Here is a 19,431-nt window from a genome sequence, read left to right on the forward strand (position 1 = left end):
GCTATTCTATCTGCGCGGTCATGTTCATGATGGGGATCGCCCAAGGCGCAGAAGTCAATTTCGTCAACAGGAAGCTACACACCGCTGGCAATCTTGGCTTCCACCGACCTTATCTGAACATCGACTTGGACGAGATGATCAGCGTACGCGCGCTGGCCGTCGCTCATGACGCCGCCTTGGAATCAAGTGATGAAAATCATGATCCTCGCGAACAACCACGTCCCGTGGTCGAACTCGACGATGATGCGGCCGGACCTTGTCCAGCAAATGCTCAAACACATCGGAAGCGACCTCTTCTACATCGACACGGTGGAGAAGGCCGGCCGTTTTGAGATCGAGATATTCGGCACCCTGAAAGCCGAGGGATTGACGCAGGAGCAGGCGTATTACGCGTGCGAGAACTCATTCCACTGGCAGGTCGGATTGATGGGCGCGTCCGCTGATTTCCGAAAGCTTCAGCGGGATCTCGGGCCTAACAATGGTGGCGACAGCGTTGTAAAGCTGTTGAGCGACGGCCCTGGCGGAAAGATCTATTCGGTCACAAGCGGGGACGCCGGGTACTCCGAAGCTGGGTGCTTGATAGCCGACAGGAAAACCTATCTGTCGGGATGCGGGTACAACGGCATGTACAATGTCCTTCTCGGCCAAGGGCAATGTGAGCTGAAAGACTTCGAGCACCGAAGCCAGTCCGTACCGTGGCTTGCTACCTTTAAGCCCGACACGACGATCTCTTCGCTCGGGCAGGTCTCCCCTACAACCTCGCAGAGCGAGTCTCGGGCATCTTCCGCCACGTGCACAGTTCTTTCGCCCACAGAGCTTCTCGACCGGCAGACCTGCGGCGTCGCAGTGAATGCTGGTCAGACCGCAGACGGGACAAATACCGATCGTTACGAATTCACGTGGCCCTCTGGAAACAAGACGATTATCACCAAGACTGGCGACAAGCTTCAGATCAACGGCAAGGTGGCGCGCCCGGTCACGGATAGCGTCTACACATTTTGCGTCCTGAACACGGATACCGGGAACCGCTTCTGCTTTAAGTCCTAAGCTCGCAAGTCCATCCCGGCGTAGCTGTGCAGGAGATTTCCGATCCAGCAATCGCAGCCCTCCCTGTCGACTGAGTATCGGTTGCCGCCGGAACGCGCCCGAAACGTCGCGCAACTACGTCATCGTCTCGGGCTTCCCGGGGAAGCGTCGCCGCTGTACGGCGCGCACCGCAATCTCACCCACATGCAGAAAAACCGTTAATGGCGACTGGTACAGTGAAGTTCTTCAACGACGACAAGGGTTACGGTTCATCACACCGAAGGCTCGTCCAGAGCATTCCCGCTCACCTGAGCCAAAATAGACCTATTTGAACGAGCAGCCGTAATGGGAGCGACGATTCCGTGAAGGCACCTCCTCGTAATTGCTACCGCAAGGCCTTAAACATCATAGCTTTGCAAGAACATTTCGCTCTCTTCAAACCCGTCTGTTGCGAGAATAGGGATCCGCTTGCCTTCAAGGCTTGGCTTCGCGTTATGCAATGTCAAGTCCTGTCGAGGAGTACTAGCCCATGGCGCGGTTGCGCAGGGTATCAATTTTTTGATTCGTTCCAATTGTATCTGTTCGCTTAAATGCACTGAAATGTACCTCAGAGTAAAACTCCTATACATTCAAGATGGGGAGCGTCTAAAGATGATTAATGAATATAAGACCCGCATTTCTTCGGTTATAAAAAAATGCAAGCAAGCAGGTGGCGGAGTGAAACATATAGAAAATCTGACGAGAGCTGTGCTGACAGCTACTTTGGTTGTCGCTGTTTCCTCTTGTGCTGTAACGCCAACAGAAATGGCGAAGGGACAATCGCGTTCGATAGGATTCGGTTATTCAAGCCCTCTAAAAGGAAACACGACAAGGAAAGCCACTAAAAACGTCGAGGTGATTTCTGAAACCGTTGTAAAAGCAAGGTACCTTGGCCGGGCCCCCTATATCTGCACGCCAAGTGGTTTTGGTCGTACCTCAAGCTGCTTTGCAAGATGACTGCCTATGCATTGCAGATGAGTCAGAGCGTTCCAAAGCGGATAGCACAAGGCCCAAGGCATAACAAAATAGGGATTTCAAGCCGAACTGTCGGCTTGGCTTGAAATCCATTCAGACCAACCATATGGCGGCATGCCTTCGCTCTGATCTATTGTGACAATCTTGTACGCATTCGATCGAACCGCGCAGTAACATAGGTCGCACCTTGCGGTATTCATCGCTGAGGCTCGCCGGAGCTGTTTTGAATGCATACCACTCCCCGTTCGGTTCACGCTTCTGAAAGACTACATTGCCCTTCTTGCGATGACTGAAGCAGGTCAAGGCTGGGGCATTGCCTGCCTTTGCGTACCACATTGCCTTGAAGCAGAGCTTTCCAGGATCGGTAAGGAACCAGCGCCCGAGGCCGTATGCCCCCTTGCCCTCTCCTGTCCAGGCATTGAACTGGCGTTGCTTGACTGCAAAATAGCCGGCGCCATCTTTCCATATCCAGGATCGATTGTTGTAAAGCTTGAACAGTTCCTCGCTGGTCAGCGGCGTTGAATCAGCCGGCGGCTTCGTCATTTTGCTTTGCGCTGCCTCAGCGCCGGACGAAAGTGTGCTCACAGCGCCGGCAATGGCGCCCAGAAGCATTAGTGTTCCAAATCCAGTCATTTGCATTCCTCCTGATCCGGGTCTTTGCTGCGCCCGTCTAGTTTGTAACTTCGCTGACGACCCGCCAGTTGGGGAGCCCGTAAGGTTTTGGCCAAGGATAGACCTCCTTGTCGTTGAAATAGACAACAGCCGTGAGCTTTGGAAATTCCGGATATCGTTTGGCGGCGTTCTCAGCCCAGTCATGAACGTAGGCAGAATCGCCTTCATAGCCGAGCTCGGCCACGACGACAGGCTTTTCGAAGCGTTCGACCTGCCGGTATCCGGGCGCGAGGGCCTGCGCGAATGTCCTTTCTCCTCCAAAATTATCCCTGTCGTACTTTTGGAGGCCGAACACCGAAAGACCGATGATATCGACGACGTCGTCCCCCGGATAGAACGCGGCCAGGCCGGGATTTCCTTTGGGTGACCACATGTAATTGGCCGACTTGTTATGTTCGCGGCATACATTCACTATCCGCCGATAGGCAGCCACGTAGTTGGCAGGGCTCCAATGCGACCAGGTGAACTGATTGTCCGTCTCGTCCATTTCTTGTGCCCAGCGAATGGTTACAGGGCTCTTGAGCGCTGCCGCCGCGGAGCAGACAGTAGCCATGTTGCGATCATATCTGCCGGACAGAATGCCCTGCAGAAGTTCCTCCGATGTCGACCGCCAATCCACAGACCACGACCACGGTTCCACTGTTATCAACAGTTTGCGCCCGCGTTGCAGGGCATATTCATCGGCCGCTGACAGTGATGACAGATCGACATCTTCCCAAGGAAGGAAAAGATGTTCGATCTTGGAGTTCGCGTCATCAATAAAGTCACCATGCGGATCATACGCACCGAATATGACGGAACCCGCGCCAATGATCGGCCGTTTATCGGCAACCTGGCCCCGGTGGGTGGTTGCCTTTGCTGGTATGCCGCGAGGAATGCTCGCCGCCAGGACTGTGCCCGCCAGGAACAAGGTTGTTAGAGAGACGGCAATTGCTGTTCGTGTTTTGTTATTGGTCATTGCGATTTCCTCCTGCAAGCAACTTTCGGCAAGGTATTGCCGGCTAGTCGTTTCTGATCGTCGAGATGCGTTGTTATCGTCGCCAAGTCCGGGGACACGAGATGTTCGGCTGTAAGCTTTACGAACTCGTCAGTTTCAGTGGGAACAGCGTGCTTGAAGATATACCAGGCTCCGGAAGGTTCCTTCCTTTGATAGATCGTTCCGCGTTCGAACCTGTGAGCGAAGCAGGTTTTATTGGCATGAACGCCGGAGACCATATGCCATTGGGCATCGAGGCACAGACGACCATCATCGGTCACGGTCCATCGTCCTTTCGCCCAGGTGGCTGTATTTCCAGCACCGGTTCTGGCTGTGAAACGGCGTGCCTCGTCGTCAAAGCGTCCGGCACCATCAGACCAGGCCCAGGACTTGTCGCGGTAAAGCTTGTAAAGCTCCACACCCGTCATTGGCCGGGCCGCTGCTGATGGAACAAGACCTTCACTTGCTAGTGAAACATCGGCGAGTGTGACGGCCGACAGACAGCATGAGATGAGCAATGGCCAGCACAACGACCGGGGGGCGCCAGCCGTTTTCCTTTCAACTTTTAATGATTGTGTCATCGCACTTTCCTCCGTGGTGGACTTCAAGTTGCCCGTTCTCATTGTTGAGTTTTTCATTTTGTTTCGCTCTCCCTGAACCCTTCTTTTGAGAAGATGGTCTTCGACGGCAGCCATCTCGGCTTAAATGTCAATTTGCGCAGATCTCCGCCGCCGAAGCCTGCGCCTGACACGGCGTATTTCGCTTCAAACAGGCTCAATCGGCCGGTGCCGAACGCTAGGGATTCCAGTCCCTCCTTTCCGTGCTTGACGGTAGCAATTCCTGGAAGCAGGATGAGACCGAGCAGGCTCGCAGCCATCGCCGGACGATAGGTTCTTGTACGAAAGCGCACGACATTTTCCCGGGCATGCTGAATGACGATCGTCACCAACAGGAGTGTGTAGAGGACGGCATTGATTGTCGCGAAGATATAGAACCCGCGTGTTTCGCCGGCATTTTCGACGAGCAAAACGGGTAGTACCGACGCGATTGACAAGACGCCGTAAGGCACGAGAACGCGTAAAGGCAGCGGATCAACTTCCGATGATCCCTTGGGCGTGATGCGAAAATCAACATGCGAGCCAGTCATCCGGTCACGAACAGCAGCGACGGTTCCTGCCAGGGCCCAGGGCCAGCGCGCGAAGAGGAAAAACATCGTCTCCCAGCTCAAAATCCTGGCGTCGAACGGCCGGAACGAGCCGCTTGCACGCCAACGATATGCCAATAGCATCAAGGCGATGGAGAGCGGCGCAAAGTGGGCAAGAAAGTCCGGATAGGTCACCGCGACGAAGTTCTCATGACGCAGGAGAGCAACAATCGGCATGAAGAACATCAGGGCCATGAATAGGGCAAAGAGCGGATACCACAGCTGCGAAAATAGAAACTGGGACTTCAGTCTCAGCGGCAGGCGGGGAACATAGATCGGTGAATACTGCAGAAGCAGCATGACAAGACTGCGCGACCATTGAAATTCTTGTGTAACGAGATCAGCAAATGTGCGAGGTCCGTCGCCGTGGGCGATCGCGTCAAGCGCATGTACGCCTCGCCACCCGTATGCGTTCATCATCAATGTTGTCGAATGATCTTCGGCAAGCTCTGGTCCGAGCCCCCCTATTTCACGCAGCGCGGTTGTCCGAACAGCGTAATGTGATCCAATGCAGAGGGGTGCGAGACCGTTATTGTAACCGGCCTGAAGCGAACCCTGCATACTGGCTTCGGCATAAAGGCGCCCGCGTGCAGACCAGCTCTCAGAGGCATTTCGATCACAAATGCTCGGCGCCGAGACATAACCGACGCTTGGGTCGGCAAAGGGGCGCAGCATTTCAATGAGATAGCCGGGTTCAGGAACGTGGTCTGCATCTAGCTGCACGACGAAATCATAGCGGTCATAACCGAAATGATCGTAGAAGAATGCAAGGTTGCCTTCCTTGCAGCGCGTGCGGCGTGGCCAGCTCGTGCGGTGATAGTCTGGCCTGTTCTTTCGCGTTGAAACGAAGACCCCGTGCTCGTTGCACCAGTTCAATGTTTCCGGCGACGGATCTTCGTCAGCCACGTGTCGTGGGGAAACTCCTGAGCAAGCATAGCCTTTAGTGTGGTGGCAACGATCGAATAGGGCTCGGACGGTGCCTTGGTTACAACCATGGCGACACGGCTGTCCACGGGCAAACGAAGCGGTCCGCTCGGCTTCTGCGCGCGATAGAATATTGCGATGAAGTATGCTGGCAGCAGGGTCACCCAGGCCAGGACGGCTGTGACCAGGGAAAAGCCCCAAAAGCCAGTATAATGCTCCGGCCTCAACCACCAGGCCCAGAAATAGATAAGCAATGCCAGCCACACAACTGCGCCGGCGAGATATTCCTTTCGCCGATAACCTGTGAGGACCGGAACGTTCGACGGTTCGGCTCTTTCCATCGCTGTGTAGCGCGCGTTTGTCATGCCGGTGCCCCCAGACCAAAGAAGGGAGCAGCGGTACGCACGATGGTCTCGAGATCCGAATATTCGGGCGAAAATCCGAGTGCGCTACGTGCGAAAGCCGGATCGGTATAAAGTGCGGGCGGATCGCCAGCCCGCCTTGGATGCATTTCAACCGGTACTTCGCGTTTGGTAATTCGGCTGATGGTTCCGAGAATCTCCCCTATCGACGAGCCCTGCCCGGTTCCAAGGTTGACGGAAAGGTTTTGGCCGCTCTTGATGAGATGATCAAGCGCAAGCACGTGAGCGCGGGCAAGATCCGACACATGAATATAGTCCCTGACACAGGTTCCATCTTCAGTTTCGTAGTCGTCACCGAAGACGGCAAGGTGGGGAATTTTTCCTCCTGCCGCGAGCAATGCTCGTGGGATCAGATGTGTTTCCGGATCGTGCCACTCACCGAGTTCGCCGTCTGGATCGGCACCGCAAGCATTGAAGTATCGCAATGCCACATATCTCAGCTGATAGGCAGCTGCATAGTCTTGCAAAATCTGCTCGGCAACCAGCTTTGTCCTGCCGTAGGGATTGATCGGCAGCTGCGGGGTTGCTTCGGTAATGGGAAGACAATCCGGTACACCGTACGTAGCGCAGCTCGACGAGAAAATGACCTTGTCGATTTCCGCATGACGGCAGGCGTCCAGCAACGACAGAGTCCCAATGACATTGTTGCGATAATATTTCGAAGGATCCTCGACGGACTCTCCGACATATGCCGACGCGGCGAAATGAATGACCGCGTCAGGCTTATACTGCGTCAGGGTCCGCGTCAGGCTGCTTGTATCCAGGATGTCGCCGTGTACGAATTGTCCCCAGCGTACCGACGAGCGATTTCCGGTAGAAAGATTATCAAAAATGATCGGTTCGACGCCATTCGTATGGAGGAGTTTGGCAGTATGACTGCCAATATATCCAGCACCGCCCGTTACCAGAACTCTTCGGGGCGACATCATGCGGTCTCCGCGAGTCCATGTGCTTCCTCGGCCAGGAGACGATCGAAGTAATGCATCGTTTTTTCGAGGCCAATGGCCAAAGGCACCATTGGCTGCCATCCCAATTCACGCTGAGCCAGTGAAATATCCGGGCGGCGCTGGCGCGGATCATCTGTCGGTAATGGATTGCGAATAGTCTTCGAACGCGATCCGGTCATTTGAATTACCAGCTCTGCGAGTTCCAGGATGGTAAATTCACCGGGATTGCCGAGATTGACGGGGCCAGTGAATGATGGCGCCGTTGCCATCAGCTGTTGAAAGCCATCAATCAGATCGTTGACGAAGCAGAATGAACGCGTCTGCGAGCCGTCACCATAAATGGTGATGTCCTGGCCTTTCAGCGCCTGCACGATAAAGTTTGATACAACACGGCCATCATCGGGGCGCATATTCGGACCATAGGTGTTGAATATGCGTGCGATCTTGATTTCGACGTGATGTTTCTTGTGAAAATCGAAGAAGAGCGTTTCGGCGCCGCGCTTGCCTTCATCATAGCAGGCGCGAGGGCCAAAGGAATTTACATTGCCCCAATAGCCTTCAACCTGGGGATGGACCAGCGGATCGCCGTATACTTCTGACGTCGAGGCCTGGAAAATGCGGGCACCGGTGCGTGCTGCCAGTTCGAGCAGATTGAGCGCACCGAGGACGCAGGTTTTCATTGTATGCACGGGATCGGCCTGGTAATGCGGCGGTGATGCCGGGCAAGCAAGATTGTAGATTTCGTCGACCTCGATATTGATCGGATCAACAACGTCGTGTTTTACGACACTGAAGCGTTCGAAATTCCGCAGATGGCGGATATTGCGTTCGAGCCCAGTTGAAAAATTATCAAGGCAGATGACCTTATGGCCCGCTTTGAGAAGGCGTTCGCAAAGATGCGATCCGAGAAAGCCTGCGCCACCGGTGACGAGAATGTGCCGGGCGCGTTGCGTCGAGCCGATGACACGGACGTCGCCGAAGAGCGCATTGATACTAGGACGGTTTTGTATTGGACGCATTCTCTTCATTGATCTTCCCTCCCAAAAATGTGCCTGTACTTTGCTGAAATAGAGCACATCGGTCATGTACTTACTCAGGCCAAGGCTCTGTTTATCGGCGTAGTTTCTTAGTCCTTGTATACTTGCTTGCGCGCCAACTGTCGTTAGATGCGCATCCGGAAACTTATCACAGCGTCCATTTCTGCAATGAAACATCATGCAATATGTCTCCCAGCTATGTTTTGCACGGGACGGGGTGGGCACGAGGGAATGGTGAAAGGAAACGATAGAGCGTGGCGTTGATAGAAGGCGCAGCGTAAGTGGCTGCGCAGGTCGCAGGACGGCTATTGGGACATTCGTCCTATGTCATCATGCCTTGTGACGGAAGATTGGCGTCAATGGCCAAGCGACTTGAGCCAAGCATCGAAGCAATGGGCGCTGTCTACCACTTCCACGGGGCCAACTGCATGGGCAAAATAGGGTGGAATAGCCACATTCCGGGCCTGGCGCGGACTGTAGCCAAATTCCTTGCTGAAGGCCCGGCTGAAGTGGGCAGCGGAAGTGAACCCGACAGCTGAAGCAATCTCGACGATTTGCTGGCGGTTGGCGGAATTGCTCAGCGCAGCATGCGCTGAAAGAAGGCGGCGCTTTTGAATGTAGTGATGGACCCCACCGCTCTGCTCGAACAGTTGGTAGAGCCGTGTGCGCGAAACACCGAGTTCCCGGCACAGGATATCAGATGTGAGATCAGGCGAGTTCAAGTTGCTCTGGACGAAACGGCGCACCCGTCCGATTAGGTCAAGATTGCCCTGCGTCTCTGCTGGCCCAGAATGTTCTGCCGATGCTGACAGGCACGTCAAAATCATATCGCGTGTTGTCCGAACCACCTGCGGAAGGTCTGCGGCAGCCAGACTCGAAAGTCTTGCCTCGATATTTTTCATGTATTCGATCAAAAGGTCAGTATAGGTCCCCGTCAATGCGGTATTATTGTTCACATCAGCTGACGGTGTAGCGTCCGAAAACAGTTCGCGAGGCAGATAGAACGTGAGACTTTGAGAGTCGGTCGATCGACCTCTGAAGGGGCGGCCCAACGACCTCAATTCCACTTTTCCCGGCGCCCCCTCCGAAACATGCCGGTCCACTTCCGTCCATGTCCGACCAGTACGCAACAACACAATATGCCAATGGTCTATTGAGTTTGATCTCAGTTTGGCGGCTGAGCGTATATAGCTGTGGGGAGGCGCTCGCTGTTGAACGATGAGCATACTGCCAAGGTTCCAAGCTGTGTGGTCGGCAGGAAATCCCGCCTCCGGCGATACACCGTCCGGCAGTTCGATATCAATCAGCGGCGCCAGATAGGCCTGCCAAGCGGCAAACTGATCTGCCGGGACGAGATCGCGCGTGGAAAAATGCAGCGGTTCCAAGGCCGGCGGACACGGCAGGCTGCCTTCCTTTGCAGGACTTGGCTGCCGGGGCCAACGTCGCCGTTCGGAAAGCGGTGGCAAGCCAGGTTTGTCCCGGACTGCGTCTTGTCCAGCGATCGGAACCCGATCTGGTCGCTGTTGTCCCTTCTTTTGAGCGTCCCGCAACTTATCCTCCGAAATTCTGCAGAACAGGTCGCCCGGCATTCAAACAACCGTCCTGAGCAGATTAGGTTCCAATCATCGCCGTGGCGTGGCTGACTATTCGGCTCCAGACTCACGCATGCTTGCTTTCACACGGCCAATTTCATCAGCCTCGTCAAGAGCCCAGTCCTTGCCATCGGACCTGCGCAACCTCTTCGCAGCTGGCTTACGAGACCGAATGTGTTAGGCAGTGTGGACGGATTTGATCAAGTTGAAGCCTGCGGCGATTGCGACGATGGATGCGAGATTTTGTTTGGTCTTCGGGCATCGAAGCGCGACGCGCTTGGAGCGCTTGAGTTTTCCGACTGCGTGTTCGATGCGTCGCGACTTTTGTAGAGCGTTGTTGGGAAGAAGGGCGGCTTTGATTTTGCCGTTGAACGATAAGGGATGGCGGGAACCGATGCCCGTCGAAATAGGTCTTCAGGTGGATTTTGGTCGAGAAACCGCCTCGCGAACGGCCAAGCGCTTGGCCATATTGCCCCCTTCGTTCATACCAGACTGAGCGGACATTACCCACGTTCACTGCATCGTTTTCAAGAAAATGAATATTGGCACGGCGGGCCGCTAGCTCTCGGGCATCCCTGAGACCTTCTCGAATGGCTCCACCGTCATGCTCGTGATTGCCTGAACAAAAACGACGGGAAGCGATGGAGCGACGTTCTTCGCCAGCCACTCGATGCTAGGGACGACACCGCGGGTCAATAGATCGCCTGCACAGACCACGACGTCGGTGTCGGCCGGCGGGTGCACATCAAAGCGCTCGCCAAACTCGAGGTGCAAGTCGGAGAAAATCCAAATTTTCATGATGCGACCCTCTCGCGACTTTCCATACGTCCCAAGCCCGGCTCGCAGATGCTTCTGACCTCTTCCGCCGAAACCGCCAACTGGGCTGCCCTCTTCTCCACTTCGCTTCGCATCAACTCCAGCGTTTCTGTTGCGCGTTTGAAAAGGACGTCCAGTCGCCGGCGGACGCTCTCTTGTAGAGCCCTATCCGCGAGCCTTAAACTCTCCAGAGGTCGCCCGCCTGACCCCAGATCGGCGAGTAGCCCCTTCCCAAACCCGAAACTCCTCTCCATCAATGTGGCGGCATCTGTCGCGAGGCAAAGGTCCGCAGCAACGTCTCCACCTGCACTGGTCGAGTGCTCTCCAAACACGATGCGCTCCGCCGCCATGCCCCCGAGGAAGATGGTAATGTTCTTCTCGAAATCGCTTGCTGTTGCGAAGAGCGGCAAGGAGTAGCTGAACTCGGTAGTTCCAATCTGCGTCCATCTCGCGCCAAGCGGTCTTACACTGCAAATGGTGACTTTAACGAGGCTTTCGGGACGTAGAGTGTGTCCCAAGACCGCGTGGCCGGCTTCATGCACCGCCAGTCGGAAGCGCTGCTCGTCGGTGAAAGAGACCACAGGCGGCATCGCGTTGATCAAGCCGTTTTCAGTAACGAGCCTTCCTCCCGCCTTCCGAACCGCCCGCCGTGCATCGCGAGCGAGCTTTTCAATGTCAGCTCCGGACCTGTCGATGTCCTTGAGGGGCTTGGTTTTGGTATGACGTTTGTATGTCCAATAGGCCGCACTGCCGCCCAGTCCGTTGTGGTCGATCGTCGATCCGAGATTGTGTCGGGCAAAGCCGTCTGTGGACCGATAGGAGCCTGCGCCCCGGGCACGTCCGGTCGGCCGGGCTTGGTTTTCAGCTTGATGTCGTAGCTGGCATCTGACGGCGCGACGCCCGCTTTGCGCAGGTGGTATTTAAGCTGGTCGGTATCGGTCCAGAAGCCCCCGCCGCCGCTCCAGCTATATACGATGTCAATGTCCCAGCGCACGATGAGAGCGCCTGTCGTCTTGTTGAAGACTTCCAGCACGACCCTTTCGAGGTCTCCCGTTCCCAACCAAGTATGCAGGGCCCGCTTGTAAGATTCCCAGTCATCGACGAAGGCTGAGGGGTTAAGGTCGCTCAAGCGAATGATGCCTTGAGGCTTTTTAGGATATTGTCGGCCACATACGTCACCGAGTGGGTAAAGGTATTAACCGCAACGGTGGTCATGAGCCGAGAAATCCTTTCAGATCGAGGACAAGCGTGCTTTCCGCAGAGGATTCGCGGTTTCGCTGTCGGCGCTTTCCGCCATATCGCGCGCTGTGATCCGACTAAGCGCACTGGACACGATCCTCTCGTTCGGGCGCACTACTTAGCGCGCCTGTCCGTGTGCTGCCCGTGGACGACACGCTCTTAACAACGTTACCAGGTCCACGGATGTGATGGTGGCACCGCCGCTAATAGGCAATTTGGAACGCGAAAAACCTATTGGCACAAAACGTCGTAAGCAGAGACAAGGTAACCCAAAATTGTGAAGTGAAAACAGTGAAAGTGACGGGCTCCAGAGACGAACCAAAAGAGCGCTATCACCGATCCGGCTGAAACGATTATCCCGCGTCCGCCGCCGCCGTGCTCAGCGACACCGGCGTTTGGGCCGGTGCGGATAGTTTGGGGAAAGGGGTAAAGGGATCCCGCTTACGCTGCTGGCGTCAGCGTCCTTGATGATGAACACGCCGGCCGGGCGTTAGGCGATAACGGGATAGCCCAGCCTCTGCGCCTGCCGTTCCAGTTCGGCAAGCGGTTCATAATCGGCATCGGAAAGAACGGCAAAATCCTGAAGGCAAAGCACATCGCGCATGGTGGCCAGCGAAGGCTCGGCGATGGCCTGTTGCAGGATCTGCCTCATGAGCGCCACCTCCGCATCTGAGGCATCCGCCCGGGTGATGAGCGGCAATCCGGGGCCGTTGAATGTCTCGGCAAGGATCCGGATACCGGCAAGGCTCTCGGGATCGAAGCGCAGCATGTTGCCATAGGTGACACAGTCGATTGCCGCGACATCCGCCTTGCGGTTGGTGATCGCCGCTATGCTGTTGCGATGGCCACCCGTTTCGATCACCGAGGAAAAGAACCGGCCATCCCGCGACAGCGGCGCAACGACGGCGCGGAACAGGTTGACGCCGGAATTGCTGTCGGGCTGGTTGATCGCTGCCCGCCCGCCACGCACGTCTTCAACGGATTGGGCACCACTGTCCTTCGCCACGACAATGAAGCTGCACATCAATGGCCCATCGCAGCCCGGATGCCCATAGACCGGTGTTGCCACCAGCTTCACCTTGCCGCGCAGATGCTTGACGTAAGGAAAGCCGCAGGTCTGGGCGAGCATCAGGTCCGGACGCGTCCAGGCCTGATGGTAGTCCACGGCATCGTCCAACTTGGCCGGAACCTCGTCCAGCCCTGTCCGCTTCAGGGCTTGGCTGAGGAAATCCCACAGTTTAGCCGTGGCCTCGGCAAGTGGCGGCGGACTGGCATACATGGCAAGACTGGCAATGCGCATTGAGAATGCTTTCACAACTGACAGGAGCTACTGCAGCAGCACGCTTCATTCATGACGCGCAAAGATCGCCGTAGCACCCTACGTCTACTGCATAATCCAGCCTTCACCATATCGCCAGACTTTAAAATTGCGATGGCGTTGTTGGCATGGATACACAACCATCAGGAATGTTTCGGATGTGTGATATCGTCATGGGGTTTCAGGAAAAACCGCCGGGCAATGTCCCAGTAGCTGTGGTAGACCAGCCCGCCATTCGTGCCGATCAGAGCCTCCCGGTGTCGCCGGTAGACCGACGGCAGACAGTACCAGGAAATGCCGGGCTTCAGGTGATGCAGCACATGCAGGTTGTTGTAGAGGAACAGCAGCCCGAACAGATGGCTGTTTTCGACGATCGCCGTGCGCTCCTCGTGGCGTTCGGCATAGCGGTGCTCGGCATAGGACCGCAGCCGCGTCAGCGCGGCACCGAGGTAGACGAAACCGAAGAAATAGAGCCAGAACGGCATGCCGCAGATCGCCGTAACCCAGAACAGCACGGCGGCGACACCGATCATATGCACCGTCCAGATGCTCGCCCGGCCAGGCTCGCCGACCCGCAGCAGCCGCACCTCCTGCGCCAAAAAACTCGCCAGCATGACGGCGGGTCCAATGGTCAACCGCCCGAGCAGCGTCGTATTCCAGCGAGCAAGACGTTTGCCTGCACGCCCCAGCCGCTCCCAGGCGGTCCGGGTAAAATAGGAGGATTCCGGATCCTCGATCGGATCGGTCAGATGTTCGTCGCGGTGATGCTCCAGATGGCTTTCGCGGTAGATCGGATAGGGCAGCCAGAGCGATAGCGGGATGGAGCCGATCGCATCGTTGATGCGCTGGTTGCCCGTCGGATGCCCGTGGATGACTTCGTGCTGCAGCGACCCCTGCCAGGCGATCAGCCAACCGCCCGCAAGAGCAACTATGACGACGGGCAGCGATTGCCACCAGAATGTCAGTCCCAGAAAGCCTCCATAGATCGCGATGGTCAGAATGACGGTCGGCCACTCCACGCGGCGGGCGGGGATCTTGATGATGTAGGATGGCGTGTCGGACATGCGCGGCTGTTCCCCCAGAAGTAGAGGGAAATTACATCGCGGGGGCCAATATAGATAATTATGTTTATTTATATTATGGACTATGTTGGAAAAATCGTTCGTTTTCAGACGGATCGACCGCAGCTTTCATCCATTGATCGCTTCGCCTTACAAAAAAGGATCAGACCCAGGATGCCGGTGTCTTCGGCAAACGGCCATCCGGATCGACCACATCAAGACGCGGCCCGCCCTCGGCATTCCATCGCCACAGCGCCACGCAGGTGCCGCCCGGCGACATGAAGGACGGATAGACGACGCCGTCGAAACCCTCGGCAATCAGCCGCTGCCGCAGCCGGTGCGTCTGCGGCACCTTGCCTTCATCGAGGAGCATCCGCCACTCGCAGAGATGAATATCATCCGGCACGGCAAGGCCGGACAGCACCGTGGGATCGGTAAGGTCGATGAGTGCTGCCTCCTTGAGATCCAGCTGAGCGATCAGCGCCGGATGCTGGACAAAACCCTGATTATACTCCGCCCAGGCGGTCGAGAGTTCGCGCGCCGCGTAGATCGTCGCGGCACCCACCGGATTCCAGCGGCCACCGAACCGCGCCGCCCCCTCGCCCGAAAGCGGCGCAAAAGCCCATTGCGGCACGAAGGCGCGCCACAGCGTCAGTGTCTCCCGGGTCTTGTCAGGCATAAACGCCTGATCGTACCGCCTCGAGATAGGCCAGCACCTTGTCCGATTTGCCTTCGCTCACCAGATCATAAGCGGTTTTGCCAGCCCAGCCGGGGATTGGCTGATGCTTGAACCAGATGGTCGCGCGGTTCTCGTCGCCGGCCATTTCGCTGGCCATGGCGAGGATACGCACGACATGGCTCAGCGCATGATCCACCTTGCGCGCGCCGGATTTCGCCGTCAGCGTATTGCGCGCAACGCCGATCAGCCGGGCAAGCTCGGACAGGGTCACCCCGAGCTGCTTGGAGACGCGATCCGGCGAAAGGAACGGCGATTGACCGTCGCCGAACCGGATTGCCGTCATATCGAAGCTCAAAGCTGTCATGACCCTTCCTAACACATCTTGATAAGTACAGTATCAAACTATGCTCAAAGCATGCGCATTTCAAGCGCAGCTGTCAATCAAAGTGGCTAAACCGGTTTCCGCCACCACGGCTCGCGCTTTTCCAGAAATGCCGAAATCCCTTCTCGCGCCTCGTCCGTTTCCCAAACGTCTGCCAGACGCTCGATCGTCGCCTCGATGACATCAGCGGTGATCGGCATGCCCAGCGACCGCGCCAACGCCTTGGATTGGCCAACTGCCCCGGGCGCGACCTGCAGATAGGGCGCAATCTCCGCTTCGATTGCCGCATCGAGATCGCCTGATGATACCACGCGTGTCAAAAGACCTGCTGCTTGAGCTGCCTGCGCGTCAAAAATCCTGCCGGACATGAACAAGGGCCGCGCCTGCCCCTCGCCAATCTGCGCCACCACATAGGGGCTGATGGTCGCCGGGATCAGCCCGAGCCGTGTTTCCGTCAATCCGAACTTGGCTGTATCGCCAGCAATTGCCACATCGGCGACACATAGCAAACCGATACCGCCGCCAAACGCATTGCCCTGAACGCGGGCAATGACCGGCTTCTCCAGATCGTTCAGCGCCTTGAACATCAAGGCCAGCCGCTTGGCCTCCCTGATGCGCCCCGCCCGGTCCGCCTCGATCTGCGCTTTCATCCAGCCGAGATCGCCACCGGCGCAAAAGCTAACACCCTCCGCGGCCAGGACGACGACCCGGACTGTAGCATCCGCACCCAGCAATCTCGCCACGGTGGTCAATTCGCCAATCATCGCGCCGGACAGAGCGTTGTGTTTCTCGGGCCGCGCCAAGGTCAGCAGCGCCACGCCCCTGCCGTCAACCGCGACGCGGATGGTTTCGTAGGTCATGCCGCACTCCTCAAACTGCGCGCAAAAGCAGACGCCGCCTCAAGCGCGTCATCATCAAGGCCGGTCACAAACGCGCGGCTCTTCACATAGCGGTTGACCAGTAGCGTATCGACATTGCCCTTTGCCCCTGGCGCATAGGGACAGCCGCCGAGACCGCCGACCGACGCATCGAACACCCGGATGCCGCGATCAAGCGCCACGCCGATATTGTCGAGCGCCCGGCCTGACGTGTCATGGAAATGCCCGGCAAGCCTATCGGCAGGAATGTCCGCCAACACCGCCGCCAGCATGCGGTCCACCGCCTCCGGTATCCCCCGTCCAATCGTATCGCCAAGACTGATTTCGTAGCAGCCAAGTTTCAGCAACTGTCCCGCGACATCGGCAGCGCTTTCGGGCGCCACAGCCCCATCATAGGGGCATTCAACCACACAGCTGACATAACCGCGCACCGCAAGTCCCTCTTTGCGGGCAGCCTCCGCCACCGGGCGATACCGCTCGATGCTCTCAGTGATCGAGCAATTGATATTGTGCTGCGAAAATCCTTCCGAGGCCGAGGCAAAAATTGCCACCTCGTCTGCACCTGCCGCAAGGGCAGCCGCAAATCCCTTCAGGTTGGGCGTGAGCACAGCATATCGCACCCCCGGCCGCCGCGCGATCCCGGCCATCACGTCGGCAGCGTCGGCCAGTTGCGGCACCCATTTCGGGCTGACGAAACTCGTCACCTCGATCCGCTCGAAACCGCAGCCCGACAGCCGATCGACCAGCCTGATCTTATCCTGCGTATCGATCAGCGCCTTCTCGTTCTGAAGGCCATCACGCGGCGCCATCTCGACGATGGAGACCCGGTTTGAAACTCCGCCTGTAGCCACAAAAGACATCAGGCTTCCTCGGGCTTCAGCATCAACAGCACAGCGCCGTCCGACGTCTGATCGCCCTCGGCGACAAACAGGCTGTCGATGATGCCGTCACGACTGGCCGAAAGCGTCAGCTCCATTTTCATGGCTTCCATGACGATCAGCGGATCGCCCTTCGACACCGCGTCTCCCGCCTTGACGCGCACCAGCTTGATCAGCCCCGGCATCGGCGCCGTCAGGCGGTCGCTTCCCGCGGCACTTTCTGCTTCGCCATCCAGCGGATCGGGAACATGGAAATCGAAGGCCCGGCCGTCGACAAGAAGCGTAAAACCCCTCGCGATCTCAAGCCGTTGCAACCGGCTCTGCCGGCCATCGGCCTCAACAAGACAACCGCCGTCGAACCGGCCGGAAATCCGCACAGGAATGACCCGGCTGCTGCCATGCACGGCAAACAGATCGAGGCCGCGCGCCGCCACGCGCAGCACATGGCGCTCGCCGGCATGATCCAGCGTCACCGTGCGCGTCGCCTGCCCCCAGATCTGCCAATGGCCGAGCGACCGCCAGGGATCCCCGGCAGGCGGCGTCTGCAGCGTGCCGAGCGACAGCACAGCTGCGAGCGCCAGCGCCGTTTCATCCGGCGCCTTGTCCACCGTCAACGCCTCGACTTCCCGGTCAATCAGGCCCGTGTCGGGATGCCCGGCTACGAAATCCGGCTGCTGGCTCAGGCGGGTCAGAAATTCGAGATTGTTGGCGACGCCGCCGATATGGCTCGTTGCTAGCGCCGCCGTCAGCTTGGCCAATGCTGCCGCCCGCGTTGACCCGTGTACGATCAGCTTGGCGATCATCGGATCGTAAAACGGGCTGATCCGGTCGCCCAAACGCACGCCGGCATCGACCCGCACACCATCAGCCGGAAATCCGACATGCGACAGCGTACCGGTCGATGGCAGAAAACCGCGCGCTGGGTCCTCGGCATAGACCCGCGCCTCGAACGCCCAGCCATCGATAGACAGTTCCGACTGTTTCAATGGTAGCGGCTCGCCATTGGCAACCCGCATTTGCCATTCCACCAAGTCGATGCCGGTGATCGCCTCCGTCACCGGGTGCTCGACCTGCAGCCGCGTATTCATTTCCATAAAGAAGAACCGGTCTGGCCAGAGCCCGTCCGAGACATCGGCGATGAATTCGACGGTGCCGGCACCACAATAATCGATGGCGCGCGCTGCCCGCACGGCTGCCTCGCCCATCGCCCGGCGCATTTCCGCCGTCATGCCCGGTGCTGGCGCTTCCTCGATCACCTTCTGGTGGCGCCGCTGCAGCGAGCAGTCGCGCTCGAACAGATGCACCGCATTGCCATGCCGGTCGCCAAACACCTGGATTTCGATATGGCGCGGCTTCATCAGGTATTTTTCGATCAGCACCGCGCCGTCGCCGAATGAAGCTTCCGCCTCCCGCCGCGCCGCCTCAAGCGATGCGCCGAAATCCTCCGCCCGGTCGACGCGGCGCATGCCCTTGCCGCCACCGCCCGCCCGCGCCTTGATCAGCACCGGAAAGCCGATGGCGATGGCCTGCTCGGCCAGGAACGCCGCATCCTGGTTGTCACCGTGATAGCCGGGAACCACCGGGACGCCCGATTGCTCCATCAGTGCCTTTGCCGCGTCCTTCAGGCCCATGGCGCGAATGGCTGCGGCCGACGGCCCGATGAAGGCCATGCCTGCCGCCTCGACGGCCTCGGCGAACTCCGCATTCTCCGACAGGAACCCATAACCTGGGTGGATTGCCTGCGCGCCCGCGCGTTCGGCCGCCGAAATAATGCGCCCGGCATTCAGGTAGCTTTCGCTGGCCGCCGCCGCACCGATGCGAAAGGCTTCGTCCGCCAAAGCGACATGCAGCGCGCCGGCATCCGCATCGGAGAAGACCGCCACCGTGCGAATGCCCAGACGCCGCGCCGTGCGGATGATCCGGCAGGCGATTTCACCACGATTGGCGACCAGTATCTTTGAAAACATCAATCTATCCCGGTCTATTGCGCGGCGACGACTTCGACCTCGAGCAGCCAGTTCTCATCGAAAATGCCGGCAATCACCACCGTCATCGCCGGAGCCAAGGCGCCTAGATATTCGCTGCGGATTTCCCGGTTGGCCATCGTGTGGTGCCGGTCGGCCAGATACATGGTGACCTTGACGATATCGGCCTTGCTCATGCCAGCCGCTTTCAGCTGGGCATCGACATTCAGCCAGACCTGCCGCGCCTGCGCTTCGAAACCGGCGGGCAGCACATCGTCGGAATCGGCCGGTATCTGGCCGCTGACGAACAGCACCCTCGTAAATTCCTCAAGCCGGACAGCCTGCGAATAACCACCGCGCGGCTGAGGGGCGTTCTTGGCATTGAAAGCATCACGTTTCATG

Annotated in this window: 18 protein-coding genes and 2 pseudogenes; 2 read left to right on the forward strand and 18 right to left on the reverse strand. The window is 57.7% G+C overall.

From position 1 onward, the window contains the following. Nucleotides 1-189 precede the first annotated feature (189 nt). Together ACP7E0_RS30515 and ACP7E0_RS30520 are read left to right on the forward strand one after the other, a co-directional pair. On the forward strand, nucleotides 190-1,047 hold the full coding sequence (locus ACP7E0_RS30515) for a hypothetical protein (RefSeq protein ID WP_426130578.1): 858 nt from the start codon (nucleotides 190-192) through the stop codon (nucleotides 1,045-1,047). Nucleotides 1,048-1,677: 630 nt separating this feature from the next. After that, complete coding sequence (locus ACP7E0_RS30520; RefSeq protein WP_426130579.1) at nucleotides 1,678-2,022, forward strand: hypothetical protein; 345 nt, start codon at nucleotides 1,678-1,680, stop codon at nucleotides 2,020-2,022. A gap of 111 nt (nucleotides 2,023-2,133) precedes the next feature. Here ACP7E0_RS30520 and ACP7E0_RS30525 read toward each other — a convergent pair whose 3' ends face one another. The 18 genes and pseudogenes from ACP7E0_RS30525 to ACP7E0_RS30610 form a co-directional block, all read right to left on the reverse strand. Next, nucleotides 2,134-2,673 carry a DUF995 domain-containing protein gene (locus ACP7E0_RS30525; protein WP_426130581.1) on the reverse strand — a complete coding sequence of 180 codons (540 nt, stop codon included), beginning with the start codon at nucleotides 2,671-2,673 and terminating at the stop codon, nucleotides 2,134-2,136. Between the two features lie 37 nt (nucleotides 2,674-2,710). Continuing rightward, a complete protein-coding gene (locus ACP7E0_RS30530) occupies nucleotides 2,711-3,670 on the reverse strand; it encodes a glycoside hydrolase family 26 protein (RefSeq protein WP_426130583.1) in 960 nt (319 codons plus the stop codon). Next, entirely contained in the window at nucleotides 3,667-4,326 is a 660-nt protein-coding gene (locus ACP7E0_RS30535; protein ID WP_426130585.1) for a DUF995 domain-containing protein, read from the reverse strand. Before ACP7E0_RS30535 ends, ACP7E0_RS30530 begins: the two co-directional genes overlap by 4 nt. After that, nucleotides 4,323-6,181: pseudogene (locus ACP7E0_RS30540) on the reverse strand (glycosyltransferase family 2 protein). Before ACP7E0_RS30540 ends, ACP7E0_RS30535 begins: the two are co-directional and overlap by 4 nt. Then, on the reverse strand, nucleotides 6,178-7,164 hold the full coding sequence (gene galE / locus ACP7E0_RS30545; protein WP_426130631.1) for a UDP-glucose 4-epimerase GalE: 987 nt from the start codon (nucleotides 7,162-7,164) through the stop codon (nucleotides 6,178-6,180). The pseudogene ACP7E0_RS30540 and the gene galE overlap by 4 nt, the downstream one beginning before the upstream one ends. Next, a complete protein-coding gene (locus ACP7E0_RS30550) occupies nucleotides 7,164-8,177 on the reverse strand; it encodes a UDP-glucuronic acid decarboxylase family protein (RefSeq protein ID WP_426130633.1) in 1,014 nt (337 codons plus the stop codon). Before ACP7E0_RS30550 ends, galE begins: the two co-directional genes overlap by 1 nt. Nucleotides 8,178-8,578: 401 nt before the next feature. Then, nucleotides 8,579-9,811 (reverse strand): helix-turn-helix domain-containing protein, encoded by a 1,233-nt coding sequence (locus tag ACP7E0_RS30555; protein ID WP_426130587.1) that lies wholly within the window; start codon nucleotides 9,809-9,811, stop codon nucleotides 8,579-8,581. A 561-nt stretch (nucleotides 9,812-10,372) separates the two neighbouring features. Then, nucleotides 10,373-10,612, reverse strand: a complete 240-nt coding sequence (locus tag ACP7E0_RS30560) for a metallophosphoesterase (protein WP_426130589.1) — start codon at nucleotides 10,610-10,612, stop codon at nucleotides 10,373-10,375. Continuing rightward, nucleotides 10,609-11,232 carry a hypothetical protein gene (locus ACP7E0_RS30565; protein ID WP_426130635.1) on the reverse strand — a complete coding sequence of 208 codons (624 nt, stop codon included), beginning with the start codon at nucleotides 11,230-11,232 and terminating at the stop codon, nucleotides 10,609-10,611. The genes ACP7E0_RS30560 and ACP7E0_RS30565 overlap by 4 nt, the downstream gene beginning before the upstream one ends. A 189-nt stretch (nucleotides 11,233-11,421) precedes the next feature. Beyond that, nucleotides 11,422-11,845: pseudogene (locus ACP7E0_RS30570) on the reverse strand (HORMA domain containing protein); the annotation flags it as partial. Nucleotides 11,846-12,359: 514 nt separating this feature from the next. Continuing rightward, the gene (locus ACP7E0_RS30575) at nucleotides 12,360-13,169 is read right to left on the reverse strand and encodes a phosphate/phosphite/phosphonate ABC transporter substrate-binding protein (RefSeq protein WP_426130591.1); all 810 of its coding nucleotides are present in this window, start codon (nucleotides 13,167-13,169) and stop codon (nucleotides 12,360-12,362) included. A gap of 161 nt (nucleotides 13,170-13,330) precedes the next feature. Beyond that, a complete protein-coding gene (locus ACP7E0_RS30580; protein WP_426130592.1) occupies nucleotides 13,331-14,251 on the reverse strand; it encodes a fatty acid desaturase in 921 nt (306 codons plus the stop codon). Between the two features lie 160 nt (nucleotides 14,252-14,411). Then, nucleotides 14,412-14,927 carry an RES family NAD+ phosphorylase gene (locus ACP7E0_RS30585; protein ID WP_426130594.1) on the reverse strand — a complete coding sequence of 172 codons (516 nt, stop codon included), beginning with the start codon at nucleotides 14,925-14,927 and terminating at the stop codon, nucleotides 14,412-14,414. Next, complete coding sequence (locus ACP7E0_RS30590; RefSeq protein WP_426130596.1) at nucleotides 14,920-15,291, reverse strand: antitoxin Xre/MbcA/ParS toxin-binding domain-containing protein; 372 nt, start codon at nucleotides 15,289-15,291, stop codon at nucleotides 14,920-14,922. The genes ACP7E0_RS30585 and ACP7E0_RS30590 overlap by 8 nt, the downstream gene beginning before the upstream one ends. Before the next feature lie 86 nt (nucleotides 15,292-15,377). Next, nucleotides 15,378-16,169, reverse strand: coding sequence for a crotonase/enoyl-CoA hydratase family protein (locus tag ACP7E0_RS30595; protein ID WP_426130598.1), 792 nt, complete (start codon nucleotides 16,167-16,169; stop codon nucleotides 15,378-15,380). Next, nucleotides 16,166-17,047 carry a hydroxymethylglutaryl-CoA lyase gene (locus ACP7E0_RS30600; RefSeq protein WP_426130600.1) on the reverse strand — a complete coding sequence of 294 codons (882 nt, stop codon included), beginning with the start codon at nucleotides 17,045-17,047 and terminating at the stop codon, nucleotides 16,166-16,168. The genes ACP7E0_RS30595 and ACP7E0_RS30600 overlap by 4 nt, the downstream gene beginning before the upstream one ends. After that, nucleotides 17,047-19,032 carry an acetyl/propionyl/methylcrotonyl-CoA carboxylase subunit alpha gene (locus ACP7E0_RS30605; RefSeq protein WP_426130602.1) on the reverse strand — a complete coding sequence of 662 codons (1,986 nt, stop codon included), beginning with the start codon at nucleotides 19,030-19,032 and terminating at the stop codon, nucleotides 17,047-17,049. Before ACP7E0_RS30605 ends, ACP7E0_RS30600 begins: the two co-directional genes overlap by 1 nt. Before the next feature lie 14 nt (nucleotides 19,033-19,046). After that, nucleotides 19,047-19,430 carry a RidA family protein gene (locus tag ACP7E0_RS30610; RefSeq protein WP_426130604.1) on the reverse strand — a complete coding sequence of 128 codons (384 nt, stop codon included), beginning with the start codon at nucleotides 19,428-19,430 and terminating at the stop codon, nucleotides 19,047-19,049. Nucleotide 19,431 lies beyond the last annotated feature (1 nt).

It is taken from the genome of Pararhizobium sp. PWRC1-1, from assembly GCF_049897905.1.
In the GTDB taxonomy this organism is placed as follows: Bacteria; Pseudomonadota; Alphaproteobacteria; order Rhizobiales; family Rhizobiaceae; genus Pararhizobium.